Genomic DNA, 18,732 nt, shown 5'->3' with positions numbered 1-18,732 from the left:
TCGAGCTATGACCGAATCGTCGAAGCGGCACAAGGTAACCGGTGATGTGCACCTCGTCCTGCGCGAGGAAGGCCGGGTGCTGTTCGGGCGGCGGCAGAACACCGGCTTCGAAGATGGCGCCTGGCATCTGCCGAGTGGCCACCTCGAAACCGGCGAATCGGTGCTCGACGCCTTGATCCGAGAGGCGCGCGAAGAGGTCGGCGTGACCATCGCCCCGGAAGCCGTGCGGTTCGCCCATGTCATGCACAACTCATCCGCGGGTGGACGGGTCGCCTTCTTCTTCATCGTGGACGACTGGCAAGGCGAGCCGACGAACCGCGAGCCGGCGAAATGTACTGACCTGGCATGGTTTTCGCTCGGCGACCTGCCTGACCACATGATCGCCTACTGCCGCACCGCGATGGGCCACATAGCGGACGGAACATCCTTCTCGGTCTACGGCTGGTAGAGCCTCGTGGCTCGGCGCGCGATTACTTTGCCGATCCAGGGGTTTTGCGCTGGTTGGCGTTGAACCGTGCCTTTTTCTGGCGATTCCCGCAGGTGTTCATGTCGCACCATTTGCGGGTGCGGCTCTGGCTGCTGTCGAAGAAGGCGGCCCGGCAGGTCGGCGATGCGCACAACGCTAGTTTTCCGTCCCGTTCGCCGGAGATGATGCTGATGGCGTCGGCGGCGATCACGCCGAGGGCGTCTTCTACGCGGGAGGGCGAGCTGAGTCGCCATCGGCGATTGCCCTCGGGGGTCAGGACGGCCGCGGCCAGGCCATCGATGCTGCGGTCGTTGATGACTCGCACGGCAGCGGCGGGGAGAGGCTCATGGGTCGCGGCCGCGGTGGCGGCGGCGTGAATGGATTCCCGCAGCTCCCGGGCGAGGTCGAGCTGGGCGGTAGTGCACGAGTCGACGGTGAGGCCGTTCACCGCAAGCCAATCGATGAGTCGCTGCGGTGTGGGAATGCGCTCGACCGGGGCGCCGTGACGCTCGGACAACGTGCCGGTGAAGCTGGTCGCCAGCACGCTACCGAGGCGAAATTCGGGAAACCCTGCACGCATGGAACCACCTTAGCTGGTTGCAACAGGCTGCTGCGACATGTTAGAACCGTCTTAGCCGGTTCGCGACAGACCGAGTCGGTTCCACGACGACCAGGAGGTCTCATGCCCGCCAGCGACGTGCAAGCATTCGAAGCCCACGCAACCGATGCCGAACTCGACGATCTGCGTGCGCGACTGGCCGCGGCGCGACTGCCGGAAGCCGAGACGGTCTATCGGGCCGCGCCCGGCCCGCGCCGCTGGGACCAGGGCGTTCCGCTCGCCGACCTCATCGATCTCGTGAACTACTGGCGCACCGAGTACGACTGGCGTTCGTTCGAGGCCCGCCTCGACCGGATCGGCCAGTTCCGCACGGTCATCGACGATCTGGGCATCCACTTCCTGCACCGCCGTTCCGCGCGCGCCGATGCCACGCCGCTGATCCTGACCCACGGCTGGCCCGGCAGCATTGCCGAATTCATCGACGTAATAGACGAATTGGCCGATCCGAAAGACGCAGGCGCGCCGGCGTTCCACGTCGTGGTCCCGTCGCTGCCGGGCTTCGGCTACAGCGACAAGCCCGCCGGTACCGGATGGGGAATCGAAAAGATCGCGGCCGCATGGGTGCAACTGATGGAACGGCTCGGCTACCGCGAATTCCTGGCCCACGGCGGCGACTGGGGCGGCGTGATCACCACGGTCCTCGGCGGCCGGTTTCCCGCCCAGGTACTCGGCATCCACACCACGACCGCGCAGTCCCCGCCGGGGATGACCACGGACGGCCTGACCGCGACCGAACTCGCGTGGACCGAGGAAACCCACGATTTCTGGCACCACCGCGCCGCATACGCGAAACAGCAGGCGACCCGGCCGCAGACCATCGGCTACTCGCTCGTCGACTCGCCGGTCGGCCTGCTCGCCTGGATCCTGGACAAGTTCGCCGAATGGTCAGACACCGAAGACAGCCCCTTCGAAACAATCTCCAAAGACCGAATCCTCGACGACGTCACCCTGTACTGGCTGACCCGCACCGGCGCCTCCGCCGCCCGCATCTACTACGAAAGCCACAACTCCCTGGACCCCGACCTCCGAGTAGACGTCCCCTCCGCAATCACCATGTACCCCCGCGACATCGAAAAGTACCCCCGCCCCTGGGCCCAATACCGATTCCGCCAGATAGTCCGCTGGCGATCCCCCGAAGCCGGCGGACATTTCCCGTCCCTGGAGGTCCCCGAGTATTTCGTCAAAGACCTGCAAGCAGGCCTCACAGCAGTCCTGGCTGCCGCTAACCGGTGAATGCGACAGGTCCAGAGACCTTCCCGAAATGCGCTTTCGGGCGCAGGTCAGGACTATCCATTACCGCAAGTGACTTGAAATCTGAACACGTTGATCGTTCCGTCTTTCATGTGCGTGGTCTGCGCATCGGTCAATTTCCACGAACTACCACGGTTGTCTAATACTTTGTACACAGATACGTGGCAGTTGTTCGCGGCCTCGCCATATGCCACCCATTCCTCAACCGGAAGGCCGGGTGCCGGTGGATTCGGTGCCGGATCGGTCGTTTGCTTGGCGGAACGTGGGAGTCTGAGCCGCAGATCCGGTCCGGTGATGATTGTCTTGACATCGTCCACCGGTGCGCCGACGAATATTGCTTCGGCCCAGGGGCCGGCATCCTCGGTATCGGCCTTGTGTGTGACCTTGGCGTATCCGGCTACCTGCAGTTGGTTCAAGCAGCGCTCCGCGTCGTTAGGCCTGGTAAGCCAGGTGACTAGACCCCAGGCGATCGCCACGAGCGCAAGGAGAACGACAGCGAGCGCTGCCACTCGTTTCGAGGGTGTCCGCAGCCAAGTTATTTGCATGTGTACATCCCGCCGAGCAGTTTCTGTGCCTTGTCGAGCGCCGTGTCTGTCATCCGAACATACCCTTGGACCACCGGACCGAGGTCGCCCGCCTCGAAGTAGTCCGGAATGTTCCGTTCAGCGTTGTATCCGGCAGCCAGGAACTGGTCGAGCGTATATTTCTCTTTCAGCTCGTCCGGCACTCCGCCGATATACTGGTCTTGTATGCGTTTCAAATTATATGTGGCCGCCTTGATGGCGAGGTCGGGATCTTCTTTGAGGTCGGACCACTCTTTGCCGTCGAACTCGGACGGAAATATTCTTTTGACGCCCTCGAAAGTGTCTTCTTTCATATTCGTCAAGCCTAGCGAGTTCGGCCGTATGAGGTTACCGCCTTCGCGAATGAACACGTCGTAGGCGTAACTCATCTCTCTTTCTATGAACGAGTCGGATCGGTATCCGCCTTCGTTGTACACGATCGCCATTACCAGTCTCGGATCAATGCCTGCGGCATTTCCGTACCTCACTGCGGAGCCCACCCACGGGCGCACGTCCGGATCAATCTTTTCCAGTTCGCTTTGCCAATTCGGATTCAGGGTGCACTTGACGGGGTCGCTCGAGTAGGAGTCCAATCGGACGATCGCATCGTCCTGTAGCCCGGCTATCTCGGCGAGTCTCGTTCTGATGCCGAGGCCGTCCATGCCTTCGAAGGTAGCTCTGCGCAACAGAGTGAAAAGCGGGTGCGGGCCGAGGACATCCTTGTACACACCCGCTCCGGTGACGATTTCGCCCTCGGACCCTTCGCTTGCGGGCATGACATCGACCCCGGTCGTGCGCATGGTGGCTCTCGCGCTCAGGTTCGGGAACGCTCGAGGTGTGGCATCGATGATCTGCGTGCGCAGATCCACGAGGGCGTCGTGATGATTGACCGTGGCGGTAATCAAACCCGCCGTCGCGGCGCTTATTGCGCTGGCGCCGGTCTTCAACGCCCCGAGCAGATCGCGGACCTCGGACACGTCCGGTGCCTGGATGCCGTCGAACATCGCCGTGATGGTGTTCAGCCGAGTGTTCGCCTCGGCAATGGCGGGATGTCGGACGAAAGCCCGCCAACCCGATGCGGCGCGGTCCAATGTCTCGGTGTTGCCGTCCGGGATTTCCACCGCCATGGCGGTCAAGGTCGACCGCAGCAACGACTCGGCGCTGTCCGGCCAGAATGTCAGACGTGATTCGCTGGGGGCGGCGGTGCCGGGGTCGGGGATCGACGGGATCCCGCTCGGACCGAACGATGGAGCCGCTGTGACTGTCGGTTTCACCGGTGCCGCACCTTTGTCTGGGTTGCGGTTGGCGTTGTAGTTCGCGGTGTGCCAGTTGTAGCCGGCGAGGTTGAGGACATCTCCGAGTTGCTGCATCGCGCCCGCATATGCGGTGATGGTGGTGACCAGGTCGGCGGTGTGCTGTTTATAGGCTGTGTTCCATTTGGCCACTGCCGGATAGTGGCCGCCCATACCGAATGTGTCCTTCAAACCGGGTGTCATGGCTTGCGTCACGGCAGCGCTCAGATCGGCCGTCAGGTCGAACAATCCTTTAGCGGCGTTGTAGTAGGAGTTGGGGTCAACCGTGATCGGCGTCACTGAACTCTCGACTCCTTCGGTTTGCGGCGCGGTGTCGGCGGTGTACAAACAATGGTCAGGTCCCGCGCAGCAAGTTCAGATTCAACGTGGCGGCCTCCGTGTAGTGGCCGTGAGCGCGACTGGCGGCATCGCTCATAGCGGTCACGCCTTCGGCGAACTCTTGTGCGCCGGAGGCCCATTGACGGTGTGCCTCGACATAGGCCGCTGCCGCCACGCCGTCCCAATTCTCCGTGTGCAGAGCCGCGACCTTACGGTCGAGTTCGGTGAGGTGATCACGGAGGAACCCGGCGAACCCGGACAGCCGTGCGACGAGTTGATCGAGATGATCCAGATCGACGTGAAATTCGTCCGTCATAGTTTGATTGCCATGCTCGTCGGCGCGTCGCTCATCTGACTGCCGTGTGCGTGAACTTCATCGGGTACGACGGCGAGCTTTCGGCCGAGATCAGGAGTTCCCCCACCTTCACTCATGCAGCTGGAGTCTATCTGGCTTGCGGCAGCGATGCCACGGCCGACCTGCGGAACCAGTTGATGGATGTCCGATCAGGCAGAACCTCCACCGTCGGCGAATTGGGCCGGCAGGAACGAGAGTTCAGCTGAAGTGGGCGATGGAGAGGAGGCCGGCGGCTAGGCAGTAGGTGGCGAAGGGGAGGAGGGTGCGGGTTTGGAAGTAGCGTTCGAGGAAGCGGACGGCCAGCCAGGAGGAGAGGCCGGAGGCTATGGCGCCGAGGAGGATCGGGCCGCGGATGCCGATGGTTTCGGGGCCGGTGAGTTCTGGAATTTCGAGCAGGCCTGCGCCGAGGATGGCGGGGGTGGCCAGGAGGAAGGCGAATTTGGCGGCGTGGTCGTTTTCCAGGCCGCGCCAGAGGCCGCCGACCATGGTGAGACCGGCCCGGCTGAAGCCGGTGAGGAGCGCGCCGGCCTGAGCGAAGCCGATGCCGACGGCGTCGCGGAGGTCGAGGGCGGCGAGTTTGCGGTCGGAGGGGCGGGGCGGGGGCGCCTCGAGGGTGAGAACTGTTGTGCGGGTTTGCTGTCGGGCGAAGCGGCGGCCGTATTCGGCCAGGGTGGGTTCGTTGCGGCGGCGCAGGCCCTCGCCGATGAGTAACACGATGCCGTTCAGTACCAGGAAGACGCTGGCGCAGATGGGGGCGGCGAACAGGGCGTGCAGCGGGTGTTCCAGCAGCGGACCGAGGACGCCGACGGGGATGGTGGCGATCACGATCAGCAGCGCCAGCCGTTGCGCGACGGTGTCGAGCCGGCCGGTGCGCAGGGTGGTGACGAACCCGACGGCGATGCGGCACCAGGTCCGCCAGTAGTAGCCGAGCAGCGCCAGGGCGGTCGCCACGTGTAAGGCCACCACGAAGGCCAGATATGGTGTGCCCGTGGGTGATTCGCCCGAATCGACCAGTTTCTGCCAATCGCCGCCAACCCAGGCCGCGATCAGCACGGAATGTCCCAGGCTGGAGATCGGGAACAGTTCGGTGACTCCCTGCACCACGCCGATGACCGTCGCTTGAAAGTAGGTGAGCATCGCGACGAGTTTCGCATGCGCGCAACGGCAACGCGGCACGACCCCACGCGTCGACCGATATGCCCGAATCCGGCTTCTCCCAGCGACTTTCGCCCGAATCGGGCCTGCTGAGCGATCTTCCGGAACACCCTCGGCAAGATCATCACGATCGAGCCGGACGCCACGGCGGCGCTGCGCGACATGCGGGTCGGCGACGATCGATCGGTCCGGTGGCGGCGATCCCACGACTCAACGCCGCTACCGGACCGATCGGATCAGCCGATCAGCCGGCCGCTAGTTCCACCAGCTCCAATCGCCTTCTCCCCAAGGGTCATCCGGCCATTCGTCTTCGGTCCACTCGTCCTCCGGCTGTTCTTCGCCGGTGCTCTCGTCGGGCTGTCCGGCATCCGGCTCGTCGCCGTCGGTTCCCCGGTGCGGGTCGGGCTTCGGCGTCTCGTTCGACTGGCAGGCGGGCGCTACCGGCCCATTGCTTCCGGTGTCGAGGAACCCGTCGCTGATCCACTTGCCGTTGTCCAGCTTGTTCCACAGGTCGGTGCCGCCCCACTTACCGCTGAGCCGGTCGCCGCGCGCGGTGCAGGTGATGGTCAGCACGTCACCGTCGCGGACCGTGCCGACCACCGAGTTCCGGGTGCCGGGGCCGGAGCGCAGGTTGACGTTCCGATTGCGGTCCGGGTAGGGGCGCACGGTGCCCTTGGCCAGTGTCGGGTTGGGCTTGGGCGGCTTCGGTGTGGTGGTCGGCGGTGTGGGGTCGGTCGGTTTCGGATCGGTGGGCTTGGGGTCGGTCGGCTTCGGGTCGGTCGGCTTGGGGCTCGAATCGTCTCCGCCACCGTAATTGACCAGCCTGCCCCCGGTGCGCACCTGCTGACCCTCGTGCTCGGCATAACCGCCGTAGGCCTCCCGGCCCTCGCGGAAGGTCCAGCCCCCGATGGTCACTCCGTTCACCGGCACCGGCTGCGAGCCCTTGTACAGCGACATGTGCACGTGCGCCCCGCTGGCGAAACCGCCGCACGGCAACTGGGTTCCGGTCCGGCCCAGGTATGTGCCCGCGGTGATCTCGGTGCCGTCGGCGGCGCCGATCAGGTCGGTCATGTGGTAGTAGGAGGTGGTGAAACCGTTGTTGTGCACGATCTTCACCTCGGCGCTGCCGTTGCGCACGCACGTCTTGTAGATCCGGCCGGACGCGGGCGCCAGCACCCGGCCGTCGCCGCCGTTGAAGTCCACCGAGTTGTACGGCCTGCTCTCGCCGCTGATGCCGTGCGGTCCGCCGCCCATGTACCAGCTCTGGCCCTGCTTCCATGGCAGCGACAGCCCGGTGTTGCCCGAACGTGGTTGCGGCGCAGTCAATGCCGCCTTCTCGCCGCCGCTTACCACGGACTCCGGCGCGTTGCTGACCATGCTGCCGAACTCCGGGGTGCCTTCGAACGCGACGTCCCAATCGCCTTCGTCGTCGAGTTTCGCGACATAGAGCGTGGACTTCGGCGTTTCTTCGCTGTCGCTGTCCTCGGGGACGGTCGCGGCGCCGAAGACCCATTCGCCGTCGCTGCGCATGCGGTCGATGACCGGGGGTTTGTCGCTGGTGGCGGTCCGCGCGGCCGGCTGTGTCGCGAGGGTGTCGGTGATGGCGTCGTCAAGGCCGTCCGCGGTCGGTTCCGCGCTGACCGGGCTGACGGTGACCGTCAGGCCGATGAGGGTGGCGAGCGCGAGAGTGGTTACTGCACTGGGGAATATCCAACGTCCGGTGCGGCGTGGATTGATCGATCTCAAGATGAGGCAACTTTCTCCGTCGGTCGTGATAATCGTCGATCGTTGGGCCGAAACGGCCACGGGAAGTGAGTCTCGGCATATAACGTACAGATCTCGCTGACCTGATCAGATTCCCACTTCCCAGCCGAAAGTGTAGGTTAGGAGATTAGTGATGGACGGAAAGGTTAGCCATTCTATAAATGGAGTTAAGCCAGGGATTCAACAATACGGGTCACTGGCTTCCGCGGCGCTTCGCCGCACCCTCCCTACTGGCGACCCGCAGTCCTCGAGGCCCCTTCTGCCTGGGTTCTTGCGGATCGTGCCGCTCGCTCGGCGCACCGGACCGGCGAACTAGAATTTATTCTTCGATAATAGTCTCAACCGGATACGGGAAACTTGATGGGCCATCCGGCCGTCGATCGAATATCCTGATCCGACCCGCACGATATCATTCGACCGCGCATAATTATCCGATCCGGTTTCGAATAACGGAACAGTCCGAAAGTAATATCGACCGGGCGATTCCGTGTCGGGGTCGATGGTTGCATGGCGGTGTGGTTGCGGACGGCGAGGATCGGACGTTGTTCCGGTCGGGATCGGGGGATGACGGTGGGCACGGCCCGGCGCCCATGTCCAGTGCCGGGTTCGAGTCGACGGACCGGCTGGCAACCCGGCCGTACGCCGGTGCATGGCCCGTCATTGGTCTTTTCCCGGTCTCCCGCGATAACTTGATCGGGTGATCAGGAATTCGGTGCCCACGACGGCAGGAGCATGGCGGGCGGGTGACGGCACCGCGGTGACGTTGCGGGAGGCGACGGTGGCGTGGGCGCTGGCCGCGCACGCGGAATTGTCCGAGATTGCCACCGGTTACGGGCATTTCATCACCGTCGGCGAGCTGGCCGAGCGGGTGCAGGAGGTGTCCGGGGTGCATACCGGCGCGCCGACCCGCACCTGGATGGACGCCATCCTGCGCAAGATCGCGCGCCGCTGTCACAAGGCAGGCGAGCCGCCGCTGACCGCGCTGTGCGTGCGGCAGAACCACACGGTCGACGACACCTACAAGTACGTGCTCGAGCTGGCCGGCCTGCCGATCCCGGACGACCTCGAGCTGCACGCCGCCTACGCGCGCTGGCAGTGCTACGAGTTCTACGGCGCCGCGATGCCGGCCGACATGGCGGTTCCGCCGCTCACGCCCAAGGTCGCCGGACGCCGGGCGCCGAGCACCACCGCGCAGGCCGAGATCAAGCCGCAGCCGACGCGGCCCGCGGTGTGCGCGCAGTGCTTCATCCAGCTGCCCGCCAACGGCACCTGCGAGTACTGCGTCTAGCGAGATCTGTTCCACACATAAGAGACCCGTGCTCGGGCGGAGCACGGGTCTTTCGTCACGCTCGATGATCGGGCGCGGTCAGGAGACGGCGCCGATGAATCCGCCGATCGCCGCACCGATGGCGCAGCCGATGATGGCGCCGACCAGGAAGAACCAGATACCGATCACGATGCCGACCAGGCAGCCGACGAACGCCCCCGCGAGGATGGCTCCGCCGCCCCCGACGGTGTGCATGAACGGCAGATCATGCGAGCTGGTCGCGGCGGCCGTCGGGCCGCCCACCGGGGTGAGGGTCAGCGCGGTGTCGCTGGTCAAAGCCGGTGTGACGGAGAAGGTCTGGCCCGTTTCGACGCGCAGCGTCGTGGGAATCGCGCCGACTACCGTGCCGTCGTCGGCGACCACCTGGACCGCCTCCGGGGTCAGGACGAACTTGCCGGAGGCCAAGGTGACGAGGGCCTGTGAATGATCCGCGGCCAGCGTCGTCGTGTAAGCGACCGGGCCGTCCGTCGCGCTGACCGAAACGTCGGCCAATTCCGCTTCACCGTGTGCCGTTGCCATCGTGATTCCGGTGGCCGCGATGGCGAATATTGCGGTCGCCACCAACTTTTTCATGAACATGGTCTTTCCAATCCGTGCGGGTTTCCTTTGACGTTCCCCCGACGAACGGCACCGGATGTAAAGATCATGATGCGCTGCTGGGTCTGACCTGTCTATTGGGCATTTCCCCTGATCAAAGCATATTTTCGGTATGGTTTCGGCCCCGGGGGATCGGTGGCGGATCCTCGGCCGGTCAGCGGCTACTTCGACTGGTCGGAGCTCGGCTCGGGGCAGGGATCGCCGGCGAAAGGCAGGCCGAGGGCGCGGTGCACGAGATATCCGACGGCCGGGGATTCGGGGAGAATTCCGTGGTGGAAAGTATCGGTGGGACATAGGTCTTGCACCCATAGATTCTCGACGGTGGCGTCGCGGCCCGCGCGCAGGAATGTCGCTTCCGGCGGCGTGACGACGTGATCGACCCGGGTGGCGATCGCCGTGTAATGCACGCCCGGCTCGGTGTCGCCGCCGGCATTGAGCGTGCGGATGAATTCGCTGCCGGTGAGCTGCTGGGCCGCCGAGGTGCCGAGCACCCTGGCGATCACGCCGTCTGATAGTCCGGACGCGCTCCCCGTGGGCAGGAGAAAGCCGAGCCCGTCGGCCGTGGTGCCATGGTTGGTGCCGGCGATCGTGATCAGGTGGTCGACCTTGTTGCGGCTCGGATCGGCGCGATACGCACCACCCTCGAAGCGCAGATATTGCCGAGTCAGGGGTGCGCCCTGGGAATGCGCGACGATATCGACCTTCGCCGCGCCGGTCGTGCCGCGCACCCGTTCGATGAATGCCGCGAGTTCCTTGGCGGACGAGCGAATATCCGCGGTGCCGAATACGCCGGGCGCCGCGCCGCGAACGCTGAACGGCGCGTGCCCGTAATTCAGCGAATACACGCATACCCCAAGCGCTTTCAACTGCGGAGCCAGGACGTCCCAGGAGTTCTGATTGCCCCAGGTGCCGTGCACGAGCACCACCGGCTCCGGTCTTTTCGCGGTCGGGACGCACGTCCAATCGTTCGCCCCGGCGGGCGAGACGCTGCCGTCCTCGGTGACCGTGGCGAAAGCGGGAACGGCCGCGACCATTCCGGTGACCGCGAGCGCCGCGGTGAGACTGATTCCCCAGCGGCACCGACGTGTTTGACCTGGACGCATCGAGACACGGTTCCTTTCGCCAGCGCAGCAGATCTGCTCGGCTACTCGAAAGCCAGTCCCGTCACCAGGTGTCGCGGCCTCATGGAACCATCTGGGCGAATGTTGGGCAAACACTTCGGCGGAGTGGCGGGAAAACGTTTCGGGCAGCCTGTCCGCCCGGGACGCGCTGGACGAGGTGCTGTTCAACGACCCGCCCGGACCCCGGGGCGAAACCAGGGTTTTCCCGGAGGCTCGCGTACCCTCGTCCTGCCAAGCTTGGCTGGTGAAATCCCCTGGAGTGCTGCTTGTCTCCGCGCCTCTGTGCTTTTCCGGATACGGCGTGATCCGGCTGTTCGGCCTGGCGGACGGCCGGTACGGGCCCGGGATCGATTGGCAAGCCGCGCATATCGTCGGCCTGATCGGTACGGTGTTGTTCATTCCGGTGGTGCTCGGGCTGGATCGTCTGCTTCCGCAACGCAAATGGGGGAGGGGCACGGTGATCGTCACGCTGATCGGATTGGCGGCGACGATCGTTCAGTTCGGCGCGGATATCGCGTTCGCCGCCATGGCCGACGACAAAGCCGGCATGTCCAGGCTGAGCCGCGAATTCTCCGCGGTCCCCGGCGTCCGGCCGGCGTTCTACGAGGTCGGTCCCCCGCTGTTCTTCCTCGGACTGTTCGTGCTGACCATCCTGCTGGTCCGGGCGGGCCGGCTCCCGTGGTGGAGTCCGGTGGTGATGGCGGTGAGCACGATGGCGCCGATGCTCACGCTCGACCTGATTCCGCTGGCGGGTCTCGGCATTCTCGCGGCTATGGTCGGACTCAGAAGTTCCGCCGATCGATTCGAGGCCTCCGCGCCGGTACTGCGCACCTCCGCATAGGGGTGCGAAAAGGATTGTCGCGCGGCAGGTTCTCCCTGGTAGGAATGCATCCATGTCGTCTGAACCCAGCCTCTTCGCCGGAACCGATCTCGCCGCTCGGATCGAGCGCGTCGAACGCTCGCTGATCGAAGAGGGTGCCCGCGCCGCCGCGCAACGGGAGCCGCGGGCGCTGGTGCTTCCGGTCGGCAGCGGGTCGGCCGTATGGGCGGGCCCGAGCTCACCGCTGGACAAGGTGGTCGGCGCCGGTATGGGCGGCGACTTCGACGACGCCGTCCTGGACGAGGTGGAGGCGGCCTTCGCCGAACGCGGCACCCCGGTCCAGTTCGAGGTATCGACGCTCGCCGACCCCACGGTGGTCGAACGCCTGACCCGCCGTGGCTATGTGCTCAGCGGGTTCGAGAACGTGCTCGGTCTGCGGCTGGAACCCGGCCGGTCGGCGAATATCGCGGCGGGCGTGGAGATCTCGCCGGTCGGACCGGACGAGTTCGATACCTGGCTGGACGTAGTCGCCACCGGCTTCGCGGCGCCCGACGTGCAGGGCATCGCCTCGCACGAGGAGTTTCCGCGCGACGCCCTCGACAACTCGGTACGCGACATCGCCTCGGCCACCGGGTTTTCCGGCTCGATCGCGCGCATCGACGGTGTACCGGCCGGCGGCGCCAGCCTGCGCCTCGCCGAGGGGATCGCGCAACTCTGCGGTGCGGCAACCCTTCCCGCGTTCCGCCGCCGCGGTGTCCAGGCCTCGCTCCTGTCCGCCCGCCTGGCCGTCGCCGCGTCGGCGGGCTGCGACCTCGCCGTGGTCACCACGCTCCCCGGCTCGAAGTCGCAGCAGAATGTGCAGCGGCTCGGATTCCACATCCTCTACACGCGAGCGATTCTCGTCCGCTCGGCCTAGTGCTGGTCAGCTGACCAGCACCGTGTGTATCCGGTTCTGCGGGTCCGCCTTTCGGCGGACTCGGTCGAGTCGCGGATAGTTGTGCGCGTAGTAGCGCCGCATCGGGTCGCCGATCTCGAGGTAGTTGACGTAGGCGCCCGCGGAGTAGGGGGCGATGAGCCGATGCGCCTCGGTGATCCACGCGGCCGCCTGCTCGTGCGGAATCTGCTGATAATTGCCCCATTCCACAAGGGCCGCGTGCTCGCGCCAAGGGAAGGCGGTGTCGCCGGGGAGGGTGTCGCGGACGGCGCCGTCGAGCGTGTTGATCTGTACCCAGCCGGTGCCGCCGGCCCGGGAGTGCGCGGTGATCGCCTCGATGATCGCGGCGATGGCCTCCGCGGACAGCTCGGTGACGACGTCGGAGCCGCAGGTGAAGGTGGCCCGCGGCTGGGTGGCGTTGCCGCCGGCCAGATACATGACCGTGTCCATGTGGTTCAGGCTCCGGTACTCCACGTTCAGCGGCTTCGCCGTGGCGGCCAGCAACGCGACCGTCGCCCGGATACCTTCCTTCGCCGGGCAGACCAGCTGCATCCAGCACTTCAGACCGCCGTGCCCGTCCGCGTCGACGCTGACGCAGGCCCACGCCGCGGGATCGGCGGAAGCGAGCCAGGCCGACCACCCGGCGATCACCTGCGCCGCCTGTTCTCCGGGAAATGTCAGTTGCACAACATCTTTCGGCGTCGCGGGGCACGTGCGATAGGTGAGCGAGGTGACCACGCCGAGCTGGGATCCGCCGCCGCGCACGGCCCAGAACAGATCCGGCCGCGAGGTCGGCGAAATCTCGGTTACTGTGCCGTCCGGCAGCACCATGGTCGCCGCGGCCAGCCGGTCGCAGGTCAGGCCGTAGCGCCGGGATTCGAAGCCGAGGCCGCCGCCGAGAGTCAGCCCGGCGATGCCGACCATCGGGCACATCCCGGTGGGCAGGGTCTGGCCGAATCGGTCGAGCTCGCGGTATACCGCGTTGAGCGTCATGCCCGGCGCGACAACGGCTTCGCCCTTGCGGTAGCTCACCCCGGACAGCTTGCGCAGATCGACGATCATCGCGCCCGTCGCGGCCGAGGCACCCACATACGAGTGCCCACCCGCGCGGGCCGCCAGCGTCAGTTCGTGCTCGGCGGCGAAGGTGAGCGCCGCCGCCACATCGTCGACCGTGGCGACCTGCACGACGGCGGCCGGCTTCGCGGTGTCGAACCGGGTGTTGAAGATCTGCTTCGCGGTCGGGTAGTCCGCGTCGTTCGCCAGGACGACGCGACCCCGGATCCGCTTGTCGAGCCTGCTCCAATCCACGCCCGCCGCGCTGCGGCCGACCGCCAGCGGCTCGGCCCGCGCGACGCGAGCGCCGGACGTGCCCGGTAGGCCGGCCAGGGCCAAGCCGGTCAGGCCGATTCCGAGTGCGTTCCGCAGAAAGGCGCTGCGCGAGAGGTTGGTATCGATGGGCCAAGCCTAGGGGCGTGACCATGGAAAATAGCGGTACGACACCGGCTGGCGACGCCCGCGTCCTCCGCTCGGCGGACCTGCGCGGCGTCGCGTAGTCCTTGCGGCGGACATCGATGGGGTACAGGAGACCGATGTGCGGTACCGGTGCCCGGCCAGACAATTCTCGGTAGGTGCATGCCATTCAGCCGGGAGGTGTTCGTGATGACGGATGTTGTACGGAGGGGACGCTACATCGCCGCGACCGTGGAAGAACTACGCCGGCACAGCGCCGCGGACAAGGCGGCCGGAATCGTCAGCCAGCGCGCGCTGTTCCCGCGCCGCGGCCGGATCGAACTCGAGCGACAGCGGCTGGTGCTGTCGAACTGGAGCGCGGGCGACGATCTGACGTTGTCGCCCACCGCCATCGTGTCGCTGCGCCGCGAATTCACCTCGCTCTACGGCAGATTCATGGGTGGTCTGCTCAATGCGGGCAAGCCGCTGATCCTGGAGACGACTACCGCGGGGGAGATCTACATCCTGATCGACCGCCGGGAAATCTCCGAGTTCACCAGCAATCGCCGGTGGGAAGCCGCGATCGTGGCCTGGCGGGCGGAAGCGGTGAATGGCGTGAAACCTTAGCCGTGGCAGCCGAATCGACGCACACCTCAGGGTTCGGTGGTCGCGGTGAAGCGGTGCTGATAGGTGCTCGGCGCGATGCCGAGGTGCTGCTGGAAGGCGCGGCGAAGCGTGTCGTCGCTGCCGAAACCGCTGCGTTCGGCGGTCGCGGTGACGGAATGTCCTTGGTCCAACAGTATTTGGGCTTGCTCGAGGCGCACCTGCTCCAGATAGCGAGCCGGCGTGGTGTCCAATTCCCGGCGGAACAGCCGGGTGAGCTGGCGCGGACTGGTGTTGGCGAGGGCGGCGAGCACCGGCACGGTGTAGTCCCGCGTGGGATCGGTGTGGATGGTGTCGAGCAGTGTGCGCAGCGTGCTGTCCTTCGGTGCCGGCATGCGAATCGGGACGGAGAACTGTGATTGGCCGCCGGGTCGTTGGAGGAAGACGACCAGGGCGCGGGCCACGTCCCGGGCGAGGGCCGGGCCGTGGTCCTGTTCGACCAGGTGAAGGCTGAGATCGATGCCCGCGCTGATGCCTGCCGAGGTCATGATCGGTCCGTCGGTGACGAAGAGGGCGTCGGACTCGACCTCGATACCTGGGTGGCGTCTGCGCAGCGTGGTGGCGTGTCGCCAATGCGTGGTCGCGCGGCGTCCGTCGAGCAGGCCGGCGGCGGCGAGCAGGAACGCGCCGGTGCAGACCGACGCGATCCGTGGCGTGCGTGCGGCCAATCCGGTTACGGCGCCGACCAATTCGGGTGGTAGCGCCGCGGCGGCCAATTCCTCGGAGCCGGGTACCACCAGTGTGTCCAGTTTGCGCGTCTCGCCGGCGGCGCGGTCGACCTCGAAGCGCAACCCGGTGGACGAGCGCACCGGTGCGCCGTCGGGGGAGATCAGCGTGATCCGGTAGTCCGCGCCGCACCGATTGGCCTCGGTGAACACCTCGCCCGGCCCGGCGACATCGAGCAGCGTGACGCCGGGAAACACGAGCACGCCGACCCTGTGCGGACGCGACGCCACCCTCACTCCGGCCATGGGTTGGACCGGATGACCTCGACGAAATCGGTCCGGACGAAGCCGGGCACGAAGTGGGCGAGGACGTCGGCATTGACCGTCCCGAAGGTGGTGTCGGGGCGGTCGGCGAACCCGTCGGTGAACGCGGCGAGGATCTGCCGTTTGAAGTCGGGCCGCGGATGCGCGGCGGTGACCGCGGCGATATCGGCGGGCGCGAGATCGCCGTATCCGATACCGAGGACATCGGTTTCGACACCGGCCGTGACCAGCGCGATCTCGGGCGCCATATGTTCGGGGATACCCGGCGTGGTGTGCAACGCGATGGCCGTCCACACCCGCTGTGCCGCTTCGTCGTCGATGCCGTGCGCGGTGAGGAATCGTCGGGCCTCGTCGGCGCCGTCGACTTCGAACCGCTGGTTCTCGGTGCGGTAGGTGCCGGTCAATCCGAGGTCGTGGAACATCGCGCCGACGTAGAGCAGCTCGGGATCGGGCTGCAGACCGCGCAGCTGTCCTTGCAACATGCCGAACAGGTAGACGCGCCGGGAGTGATGGAACAGCAGCGGCGGCGCGCAGGCCCGGACCAGTTCGGTGGCCTCGGCAACCAGGCGGCTGTCGGGGATGGCGATGCCTGCGATGTGCTCTGTCATGGGAACGCTCCTGTAAACCGTAGCTGCTGACCTGTCCCAGAATGCGTCTTCGGGTACCTCCTCGGCCGTGTCCTTTCGGACCGATATACCGTAGATCAGGACATCCTCCGTCCTACTGCCGCACGGCTCGAGTACTGCCTCGACGCCCCTGCGCGGCGTGCCATCTGTGCTGGTGCGGACGGTCATGGGTTAATGATCGAATGCTCATTCGCTGGCTGGTTGCGGCATCGGCGGCCGGGGTGGCCGTGCTGATGGTGCTGTTCATCTACGTGATCATCGCGGTGCGGGTGCCCGCGCCCTTCGTGGTGCTGACCCACATCGTGAGTGACTATGGGCTGTACCTGATTCCGCTCGGGCTGGCGGGATTCGTGTTGTCGCTGATCGCCTTCGGCAAAAAGGGCCGAGCCGGGGTGCGCCGGGTGGCGGCGGTGACCGGGCTGGTGTGCCTGCTCGGGGTGGTCGCCTCCGGCTTCCCGCTGGCCGCGGCGTGGGGGACGGCGGTGCGGCAGGACGCGAAACTGTCCTTCGGCGACTATCTTTCCGGCGGCACGAACACCGGCACACCGGTCGAATCGTTGAGCACCGTGTACACCACGGTCGACGGCCAGGACCTGAAGCTCGATGTGAAACTGCCGGACGGTGATTCGGCCCGGCCGCGCCCCGCGGTGGTCTGGGTGCACGGCGGCGGCTGGCGCAACGGCGACCGCGGCGAGGCGCCGATGTGGCACAAGTGGTTGAACGACAAGGGATACGCGGTCTTCGCCATCGACTATCGGCTGACGCCGCCCGCGCGCTGGAATCAATCGCCGGGCGATGTGAAGTGCGCCGTCGGGTGGGTCAAGCAACAGGCGGCGAAGTACAACATCGATCCGGAGCGGGTGATGCTCGCGGGCGGCTCGGCGGGCGGCAATCTCGCGCTGATGGGCGCCTACGCCGACGACCGGGTGGCGCCGAGCTGCGCGGTCACCGACACGGCGGTCAAGGCGGTCGCGGCGTTCTACCCGGTGCCCGACCTGGTCGAGGCGTGGCGGGACACCGGTCTGCCCGGACGGATGCGCACGTTCCTCCAGGACTACACCGGCGGAACTCCGGACCAGGTGCCCGACCGCTACAAGGCCGCCTCACCGGCCACCTACGTCCGGCCGAACCTGCCGCCGACGCTGCTCATGCACGGCAACCGGGATCATGTCGCGCCGTACCGCGGTTCAGCCGAACTGGCCGAACGGCTGCGCCGGGTGGGCGTCGAAAACCGGCTGCTCGCAGTGCCTTACGGCGAGCACATCTACGACTTCACCTGGGAAGGCTGGGGCACGCAGATCTCACGACAGGTCTTCGCCACGTTCCTGGCCGATCACTTTCCGATTGCCTGACCGTGCGTCGTGCGCGTTGCCGGTCGTCCGGCCGCCGGGATGGCGGTTGCGCCAGATCAAGAACACCGCGCATGACATCAGCGACCACCCGACGAGCACACCGAACGGCATAACATGTTGGTGCGCACCGAAATACACGGCGGTGTGCTGAGCGTTGACCGACGCGCCCGGCGGCAGCCAGCGACCGATGTGTCCCAGCAGGGACGGCAGCAGCGGCCAGGACACCGCGCCGCCGGAGGACGGATTGCCGAGCAACACCATCAGACCCCAGGTCGGCAAGATCGCCCACCGCCCGAACAGGGTGTTGAACATGGTGAACACCATGCCGGAGGTGAACATGGTCAGCGACAGAATTCCGCACGACTCCGGAAACGGTAACCGGACCGCGCCGAGCACCCAATCCGCCACTGCCGCAATGGCAAAGCCGCCGCACAGCGCGTACGCCGCGGTGAAGCCGATCCGTTCCAGCGGATTCAACGCCGCCGCGTGCACGCTGAATTGGGTCGCGCCGACGAAACCGATGATCACCGCCGCCAGCGAGATATAGAAGATCGCCAGCCCGCGCGGATCGCCGCGCTGCAACGGCACCACATCGGTCACCTGGACCGCCCCGGCCGTCGTCGCCACCTGGGTCAGCAACTGCGCCACCGATTGCCCCGAGGCGCTGGCGATATCGAGCCGCACCCCCGGCGGCTGCGCGGTGACGATCGCGAAGACCTGCTGATTCTCGATCGCCTCGCGCGCCGCCGTCGCGCTCGGATAACTGCGCACCGCCAGCGAATTGTCCAGCGACCGTTGCATTTCCGTCAGGAATCCCGGTACCGGAGAGTCTTGCTCCGACCCGATCACCGCGATCGGAATCCGGCGGGGCGTCGGATTGGCCAGCGCGTACGTGTACGACCCCGCGAACAACCCCGCCGCGGCCGCGACCAGCAGCACGAGCACGGTCGCGGGCAGATACGGCGAAGCCCGCACCATCGCCCACCACTCGCCCGCCGTCCGTCGCCGCTCGTGCTGCCCGCGCAGGTTGACCATCCCCGCACACTGGGT

At 66.3% G+C, this 18,732-nt stretch carries 20 protein-coding genes; 7 read left to right on the top strand and 13 right to left on the bottom strand.

Annotated features, from left to right (window positions below; genetic code table 11):
- Positions 1–7 precede the first annotated feature (7 nt).
- A complete protein-coding gene (locus ACFYO1_RS19450) occupies positions 8–448 on the top strand; it encodes an NUDIX domain-containing protein (RefSeq protein ID WP_387232619.1) in 441 nt (146 codons plus the stop codon).
- A 22-nt stretch (positions 449–470) separates the two neighbouring features.
- Here the strand turns inward: ACFYO1_RS19450 and ACFYO1_RS19445 are convergent, their stop codons facing one another.
- On the bottom strand, positions 471–1,046 hold the full coding sequence (locus ACFYO1_RS19445) for a CGNR zinc finger domain-containing protein (RefSeq protein WP_387232616.1): 576 nt from the start codon (positions 1,044–1,046) through the stop codon (positions 471–473).
- Between the two features lie 102 nt (positions 1,047–1,148).
- Between ACFYO1_RS19445 and ACFYO1_RS19440 the strand changes: the two genes are divergently transcribed.
- Positions 1,149–2,318, top strand: coding sequence for an epoxide hydrolase family protein (locus tag ACFYO1_RS19440; RefSeq protein ID WP_387232613.1), 1,170 nt, complete (start codon positions 1,149–1,151; stop codon positions 2,316–2,318).
- Between the two features lie 53 nt (positions 2,319–2,371).
- Here the strand turns inward: ACFYO1_RS19440 and ACFYO1_RS19435 are convergent, their stop codons facing one another.
- From ACFYO1_RS19435 to ACFYO1_RS19410, 6 genes are all read right to left on the bottom strand, one after another.
- The gene (locus ACFYO1_RS19435) at positions 2,372–2,752 is read right to left on the bottom strand and encodes a hypothetical protein (protein ID WP_387232610.1); all 381 of its coding nucleotides are present in this window, start codon (positions 2,750–2,752) and stop codon (positions 2,372–2,374) included.
- Between the two features lie 119 nt (positions 2,753–2,871).
- Positions 2,872–4,491, bottom strand: a complete 1,620-nt coding sequence (locus ACFYO1_RS19430) for a hypothetical protein (protein WP_387232608.1) — start codon at positions 4,489–4,491, stop codon at positions 2,872–2,874.
- Positions 4,492–4,546: 55 nt separating this feature from the next.
- Entirely contained in the window at positions 4,547–4,846 is a 300-nt protein-coding gene (locus ACFYO1_RS19425) for a WXG100 family type VII secretion target (protein ID WP_387232605.1), read from the bottom strand.
- 237 nt (positions 4,847–5,083) lie between these two features.
- The gene (locus ACFYO1_RS19420; protein ID WP_387232602.1) at positions 5,084–6,022 is read right to left on the bottom strand and encodes an undecaprenyl-diphosphate phosphatase; all 939 of its coding nucleotides are present in this window, start codon (positions 6,020–6,022) and stop codon (positions 5,084–5,086) included.
- A 273-nt stretch (positions 6,023–6,295) separates the two neighbouring features.
- Entirely contained in the window at positions 6,296–7,786 is a 1,491-nt protein-coding gene (locus tag ACFYO1_RS19415; RefSeq protein ID WP_387232599.1) for a peptidoglycan DD-metalloendopeptidase family protein, read from the bottom strand.
- 330 nt (positions 7,787–8,116) lie between these two features.
- Complete coding sequence (locus ACFYO1_RS19410; protein ID WP_387232596.1) at positions 8,117–8,455, bottom strand: DUF3237 family protein; 339 nt, start codon at positions 8,453–8,455, stop codon at positions 8,117–8,119.
- A 46-nt stretch (positions 8,456–8,501) separates the two neighbouring features.
- Between ACFYO1_RS19410 and ACFYO1_RS19405 the strand changes: the two genes are divergently transcribed.
- Complete coding sequence (locus tag ACFYO1_RS19405) at positions 8,502–9,092, top strand: hypothetical protein (RefSeq protein WP_387232593.1); 591 nt, start codon at positions 8,502–8,504, stop codon at positions 9,090–9,092.
- A gap of 78 nt (positions 9,093–9,170) precedes the next feature.
- Here the strand turns inward: ACFYO1_RS19405 and ACFYO1_RS19400 are convergent, their stop codons facing one another.
- Both ACFYO1_RS19400 and ACFYO1_RS19395 read right to left on the bottom strand, forming a co-directional pair.
- Entirely contained in the window at positions 9,171–9,704 is a 534-nt protein-coding gene (locus ACFYO1_RS19400; RefSeq protein WP_387232591.1) for a hypothetical protein, read from the bottom strand.
- A 185-nt stretch (positions 9,705–9,889) separates the two neighbouring features.
- Entirely contained in the window at positions 9,890–10,831 is a 942-nt protein-coding gene (locus ACFYO1_RS19395) for an esterase/lipase family protein (RefSeq protein WP_387232589.1), read from the bottom strand.
- A 262-nt stretch (positions 10,832–11,093) separates the two neighbouring features.
- On the opposite strand from ACFYO1_RS19395, the gene ACFYO1_RS19390 reads away from it, so the two are divergent.
- A complete protein-coding gene (locus ACFYO1_RS19390; protein WP_387232587.1) occupies positions 11,094–11,690 on the top strand; it encodes a hypothetical protein in 597 nt (198 codons plus the stop codon).
- A 52-nt stretch (positions 11,691–11,742) separates the two neighbouring features.
- Complete coding sequence (locus tag ACFYO1_RS19385) at positions 11,743–12,585, top strand: GNAT family N-acetyltransferase (protein ID WP_387232584.1); 843 nt, start codon at positions 11,743–11,745, stop codon at positions 12,583–12,585.
- A 6-nt stretch (positions 12,586–12,591) separates the two neighbouring features.
- On the opposite strand, the gene ACFYO1_RS19380 is transcribed toward ACFYO1_RS19385, so the two are convergent.
- Positions 12,592–13,995 carry an FAD-binding protein gene (locus ACFYO1_RS19380; protein WP_387232581.1) on the bottom strand — a complete coding sequence of 468 codons (1,404 nt, stop codon included), beginning with the start codon at positions 13,993–13,995 and terminating at the stop codon, positions 12,592–12,594.
- Positions 13,996–14,262: 267 nt separating this feature from the next.
- On the opposite strand from ACFYO1_RS19380, the gene ACFYO1_RS19375 reads away from it, so the two are divergent.
- On the top strand, positions 14,263–14,679 hold the full coding sequence (locus ACFYO1_RS19375; protein ID WP_387232578.1) for a hypothetical protein: 417 nt from the start codon (positions 14,263–14,265) through the stop codon (positions 14,677–14,679).
- A 26-nt stretch (positions 14,680–14,705) separates the two neighbouring features.
- Here ACFYO1_RS19375 and ACFYO1_RS19370 read toward each other — a convergent pair whose 3' ends face one another.
- Positions 14,706–15,686: a GlxA family transcriptional regulator gene (locus ACFYO1_RS19370; protein WP_387232575.1), complete on the bottom strand. Its 981-nt coding sequence runs from the start codon at positions 15,684–15,686 to the stop codon at positions 14,706–14,708.
- Positions 15,674–16,312: an HD domain-containing protein gene (locus tag ACFYO1_RS19365; protein WP_387232572.1), complete on the bottom strand. Its 639-nt coding sequence runs from the start codon at positions 16,310–16,312 to the stop codon at positions 15,674–15,676. The genes ACFYO1_RS19370 and ACFYO1_RS19365 overlap by 13 nt, the downstream gene beginning before the upstream one ends.
- 200 nt (positions 16,313–16,512) lie before the next feature.
- Between ACFYO1_RS19365 and ACFYO1_RS19360 the strand changes: the two genes are divergently transcribed.
- The gene (locus tag ACFYO1_RS19360) at positions 16,513–17,682 is read left to right on the top strand and encodes an alpha/beta hydrolase fold domain-containing protein (protein WP_387232570.1); all 1,170 of its coding nucleotides are present in this window, start codon (positions 16,513–16,515) and stop codon (positions 17,680–17,682) included.
- Here ACFYO1_RS19360 and ACFYO1_RS19355 read toward each other — a convergent pair.
- Positions 17,632–18,717 (bottom strand): ABC transporter permease, encoded by a 1,086-nt coding sequence (locus ACFYO1_RS19355; RefSeq protein ID WP_387232567.1) that lies wholly within the window; start codon positions 18,715–18,717, stop codon positions 17,632–17,634. The two genes, ACFYO1_RS19360 and ACFYO1_RS19355, sit on opposite strands and share 51 nt — an antisense overlap.
- Positions 18,718–18,732: the final 15 nt, after the last annotated feature.

The sequence above is a fragment of the Nocardia sp. NPDC006044 genome (assembly GCF_042871115.1).
Classification (GTDB): Bacteria; Actinomycetota; Actinomycetes; order Mycobacteriales; family Mycobacteriaceae; genus Nocardia.
This window is presented reverse-complemented; position numbering and strand designations above follow the sequence as displayed.

Coding starts and splice junctions, on each gene's coding strand:
- ACFYO1_RS19420 (WP_387232602.1), bottom strand. CDS start 6,022: ATGCTCACCTACTTTCAAGCGACGGTCATCGGCGTGGTGCAGGGAGTC.
- ACFYO1_RS19425 (WP_387232605.1), bottom strand. CDS start 4,846: ATGACGGACGAATTTCACGTCGATCTGGATCATCTCGATCAACTCGTC.
- ACFYO1_RS19370 (WP_387232575.1), bottom strand. CDS start 15,686: ATGGCCGGAGTGAGGGTGGCGTCGCGTCCGCACAGGGTCGGCGTGCTC.
- ACFYO1_RS19360 (WP_387232570.1), top strand. CDS start 16,513: ATGCTCATTCGCTGGCTGGTTGCGGCATCGGCGGCCGGGGTGGCCGTG.
- ACFYO1_RS19365 (WP_387232572.1), bottom strand. CDS start 16,312: ATGACAGAGCACATCGCAGGCATCGCCATCCCCGACAGCCGCCTGGTT.
- ACFYO1_RS19440 (WP_387232613.1), top strand. CDS start 1,149: ATGCCCGCCAGCGACGTGCAAGCATTCGAAGCCCACGCAACCGATGCC.
- ACFYO1_RS19450 (WP_387232619.1), top strand. CDS start 8: ATGACCGAATCGTCGAAGCGGCACAAGGTAACCGGTGATGTGCACCTC.
- ACFYO1_RS19355 (WP_387232567.1), bottom strand. CDS start 18,717: ATGGTCAACCTGCGCGGGCAGCACGAGCGGCGACGGACGGCGGGCGAG.
- ACFYO1_RS19445 (WP_387232616.1), bottom strand. CDS start 1,046: ATGCGTGCAGGGTTTCCCGAATTTCGCCTCGGTAGCGTGCTGGCGACC.
- ACFYO1_RS19385 (WP_387232584.1), top strand. CDS start 11,743: ATGTCGTCTGAACCCAGCCTCTTCGCCGGAACCGATCTCGCCGCTCGG.
- ACFYO1_RS19410 (WP_387232596.1), bottom strand. CDS start 8,455: ATGCACCGGCGTACGGCCGGGTTGCCAGCCGGTCCGTCGACTCGAACC.
- ACFYO1_RS19375 (WP_387232578.1), top strand. CDS start 14,263: ATGACGGATGTTGTACGGAGGGGACGCTACATCGCCGCGACCGTGGAA.
- ACFYO1_RS19395 (WP_387232589.1), bottom strand. CDS start 10,831: ATGCGTCCAGGTCAAACACGTCGGTGCCGCTGGGGAATCAGTCTCACC.
- ACFYO1_RS19400 (WP_387232591.1), bottom strand. CDS start 9,704: ATGAAAAAGTTGGTGGCGACCGCAATATTCGCCATCGCGGCCACCGGA.